The sequence below is a fragment of the Vibrio sp. V03_P4A6T147 genome (assembly GCF_002241085.1).
Lineage (GTDB): Bacteria > Pseudomonadota > Gammaproteobacteria > Enterobacterales > Vibrionaceae > Vibrio > Vibrio anguillarum.
The window spans coordinates 1-4,278 of record NZ_NDIO01000366.1 but is presented as its reverse complement, the minus strand read 5'-3'; the positions used below and the strand labels follow the sequence as shown (position 1 = coordinate 4,278).

The 4,278-nt window shown below is 44.1% G+C and carries 2 protein-coding genes; one reads left to right on the top strand and one right to left on the bottom strand.

The features are described 5' to 3' along the window. Nucleotides 1–368 precede the first annotated feature (368 nt). Nucleotides 369–1,076: a bifunctional 2-polyprenyl-6-hydroxyphenol methylase/3-demethylubiquinol 3-O-methyltransferase UbiG gene (gene ubiG / locus B9J84_RS14230; RefSeq protein WP_017044298.1), complete on the bottom strand. Its 708-nt coding sequence runs from the start codon at nucleotides 1,074–1,076 to the stop codon at nucleotides 369–371. Nucleotides 1,077–1,370: 294 nt separating this feature from the next. Between ubiG and gyrA the strand changes: the two genes are divergently transcribed. Next, nucleotides 1,371–4,094: a DNA topoisomerase (ATP-hydrolyzing) subunit A gene (gene gyrA / locus B9J84_RS14225; RefSeq protein WP_017049834.1), complete on the top strand. Its 2,724-nt coding sequence runs from the start codon at nucleotides 1,371–1,373 to the stop codon at nucleotides 4,092–4,094. The last annotated feature ends 184 nt before the right edge of the window (nucleotides 4,095–4,278 follow it).

Below are 4,278 nucleotides of genomic sequence, written 5' to 3'. Positions count from 1 at the left end.
ACATATAGGGGTTCTTTGCTTTGCGAGTTACAAGATAGTGCTATCTGAAGCTCATTTCAAGTTACAGATCTGGGACAGCTTGTGGATAACTAGCAAAAATAAAAAAAACAGTTAGTACCCACTTACTGATGATCAAAGAGCCGATTTGATTGTAGAAAATTACCGTTTTGAGTTTGGTTTAGATGTAACCACAATCAAAAAAAAACTTCTTGATCTTTGAGGAAAAAAGGGAGCGATTTTCGATGTGGTTAAAATGGAATCTAGAGCACAAAAAACAGCCTAGAAACCGAGAAAAAATGTGCTATTCGGCTTAATTTTTAACGTGAGCAATACGCTATCGATAATGGCATATTAGATGACCACTGACTTTAAAAAAGCTGAGTATGAACGATGTAATTGACATCAACATTGCGCCCTAAACGGTAAGTATCGGTTAACGGGTTATAAAGTAGGCCTGTTATTCCTTGCTCTTGCAGGTTTGTTTTATCAATCATCTTAATCAGTTCCGATGGGCGGATGAATTTTTCATGATCATGTGTGCCTTCTGGAACAATGCGTAGCAACTTTTCTGCGCCCACGATGGCAAACAGGTAAGACTTAAAATTACGATTGAGCGTAGAAAAGAAAACATGACCGCCGGGTTTGACCAACGCAGAACAGGCTTGAACAACGGACAATGGGTCTGGAACATGCTCAAGCATTTCCATGCAGGTGACAACATCATATGTGTGTGGGTTGTCAGCGGCGTGGTCTTCAATCGTACTTTGAATATAAGTGAGCTTTGTTCCGGTTTCTAAAGCATGTAAACGAGCGACTTCAAGCGGTTCTTTGCCCATGTCTAAGCCAGTCACTTGCGCACCTTCTCGCGCCATGCTTTCGGCTAAAATTCCGCCACCACATCCAACATCGAGCACCTTCTTGCCAAATAGGCCGTTGGCATTGACCAACACATAGTTCAATCTTAACGGGTTAATTTGATGCAGTGGCTTAAATTCACCATCCAGATCCCACCAGCGTGACGCCATCTCTTCAAACTTTTTAATTTCATTAAGATCAACGTTTTGTGCTTTAGTCATGTTAGATTCGCTCTTGCTGTCAAAATAGGCATCTTTAGTTGTGTGGGGTATTATAACCAGTTGATTATCACAGGCTACAGGTTATCTTTATTTCATTAATTTTTGGCTAAAATTTGGTCATTAATCAGCCGGGTATGGAATGAATGTGCAATTTCTCGGCACTTGATACACAACAAAGGTCACAACCTGATAAAAGGAAAGGGAAAGGGATGCCGAAGTAGTGAATTATGTGTTATATTTTTCGGCCTTGTACGTATCGAATATACGATCAAAAGATAGAGGGATAATGGCTCTATGAGCGATCTAGCTAGAGAGATCACGCCCGTAAACATTGAAGATGAGCTAAGAGGTTCATACCTAGACTACGCGATGTCCGTTATCGTGGGTCGTGCTCTTCCAGATGTGCGTGATGGCCTAAAACCAGTACACCGTCGCGTTCTATTCGCGATGAATGTGCTTGGTAACGATTGGAATAAACCATATAAAAAATCTGCCCGTGTTGTGGGCGATGTGATTGGTAAATATCACCCGCATGGTGATAGTGCTGTATACGATACGATTGTTCGTATGGCGCAGCCGTTCTCATTGCGTTACATGTTGGTCGATGGCCAAGGTAACTTTGGCTCGATCGATGGTGACTCTGCGGCAGCAATGCGTTACACCGAAGTACGCATGTCAAAAATTGCCCACGAACTGCTTGCCGATCTCGACAAAGAAACGGTCGATTATGTACCGAACTATGACGGTACAGAACAGATCCCTGCGGTTCTTCCTACGAAAATTCCTAACCTACTGGTGAATGGCTCATCCGGTATTGCAGTAGGTATGGCAACCAACATTCCACCCCATAACCTAACGGAAGTGGTTGAGGGTTGCTTGGCCTATATAAATAATGAAGACATCACCATTGATGAGTTGATGGACTACATTCCGGGCCCAGATTTCCCAACAGCAGCATTAATCAGTGGCCGCAAAGGAATTATCGACGCTTATAAAACAGGGCGCGGTAAAGTCTACATGCGCTCTAAAGCGGATATCGAAGTCGAGAAGAATGGTAAAGAAACCATTATCGTCAGAGAAATCCCTTATCAAGTGAATAAAGCACGCTTGATTGAAAAAATTGCTGAGTTGGTTAAAGAGAAAAAAGTCGAAGGCATCAGTGCACTACGTGATGAGTCTGATAAAGACGGCATGCGTATTGTTATCGAATGTAAACGTGATGCGGTTGGCGAAGTGGTACTGAACAACCTTTACGCTCAAACACAGTTACAAACAACATTCGGCATCAACATGGTTGCGCTGGATAATGGTCAACCTAAGCTATTCAACTTGAAAGAAATGTTGAAATGCTTTGTTGATCACCGCCGTGAAGTGGTGACGCGTCGTACTATTTTTGAACTGCGTAAAGCTCGTGATCGTGCCCACATTCTAGAAGCACTGGCTCTCGCGTTAGCCAACATTGATGAAATCATCGAATTGATTCGCCGCGCAGCAACGCCAGCAGAAGCAAAAGAAGGCTTGATTGCTCGTGGTTGGGATCTTGGCAACGTAGCGTCAATGCTTGAACGTGCTGGAACCGATGCCGCTCGTCCTGAATGGCTTGAACCAGAATACGGTATCCGTGATGGCAAATATTTCTTAACTGAGCAACAAGCCCAAGCAATTCTTGAACTTCGTCTGCACAGATTGACAGGTTTAGAGCACGAAAAAATTCTTGATGAGTACAAAGCTCTTCTGGAAGAAATCGCTGAACTGATGCATATCCTTGCCAGCACTGAACGTTTGATGGAAGTGATCCGCGAAGAGCTTGAAACTGTTCGTGATGCTTTTGGTGACGCACGACGCACTGAAATCACCGCGGCAACTCACGATATCGACATGGAAGAGCTGATTGCTCGTGAAGATGTGGTCGTTACACTTTCTCATGCAGGTTATGTGAAATACCAGATCCTCAGCGATTACGAAGCACAACGCCGTGGTGGTAAAGGTAAGAGCGCGACGAAGATGAAAGAAGAAGACTACATTGAGCGTCTTCTTGTGGCGAATACTCATGACCATATTCTTTGCTTCTCGACTCGTGGTAAGACATACCGTTTGAAAGTCTATCAATTACCGCTAGCGAGCCGTACAGCGCGTGGTAAACCTATCGTTAACATTCTTCCTCTGGAAGAAGGGGAACGTATTACTGCGATTTTACCAGTCACTGAGTTTAGTGATGATAAGTTTATCTTTATGGCGACCGGTGACGGTACAGTGAAGAAAACATCACTTTCAAGCTTCGCCAACGTGCGTTCTAACGGTTTGATCGCGGTTAACTTGCGTGAAGATGATTCTTTGATTGGTGTGGACATTACCGATGGCAACAGTGAAATTATGCTGTTTTCTAAATTTGGTAAGGTGGTTCGCTTTAAAGAATCAGAAGAAACGCCAGTATTGGATGAAAATGGTCAGCCTGTTCTTGATGAACATGGCCAGCCAGAAATTAAGTTCAAAGGTGTTCGCGCCATGGGACGCACAGCGTCCGGTGTTCGTGGTATGAAGCTAGCAGAAGGCGACCAAGTGGTATCGCTGATTGTTCCTTCAAATGACGGCGACATCTTAACAGTGACACAAAACGGCTATGGTAAACGTACAACCTTAGGGGAATACCCAACTAAAGGTCGTGCAACTCAAGGCGTTGTTTCAATCAAGGTGTCTGAGCGTAATGGTCAAGTTGTCGGCGCAGTGCAAACTGAAGAAGGCGATGAGTTCATGATGATCACCGATGCCGGTACGCTCGTTCGTACTCGCGTCGCGGAAGTGAGCCAAGTGGGACGCAATACTCAAGGTGTGACCTTGATTCGCACTGCTGAAGATGAAAACGTCGTAGGTTTACAACGTATTGAAGAAATTGAAGATGTTGAGTTACCAGAAGGTGAGGAATTGCCAGAAGGTGAAGCGAGCGTTGCAATTTTAGAAGTACAAAGTGACGCAGAAGAGACTGACTCTGAACCGAGCAGCGATTCTGAAGACGAGTAATCGTTTCACATATCCACCTTTATTCTAAGGTGATAAAGAATAAAAGCCGGAGCATTGATTGCTTCGGCTTTTTACTTCTAGCGAGCAGCCCATCCAACAAGTGAAGGATTTCCATTCAGCGTTGAAATCGTGGTGGTCTTTTTGAAAAGATCATCTGTGCCACAAATACGGCTGACTCCACATC

Excerpts from the sequence above, each read along its gene's own strand:
- ubiG (WP_017044298.1), bottom strand. The coding sequence starts at position 1,076 with ATGACTAAAGCACAAAACGTTGATCTTAATGAAATTAAAAAGTTTGAA.
- gyrA (WP_017049834.1), top strand. The coding sequence starts at position 1,371 with ATGAGCGATCTAGCTAGAGAGATCACGCCCGTAAACATTGAAGATGAG.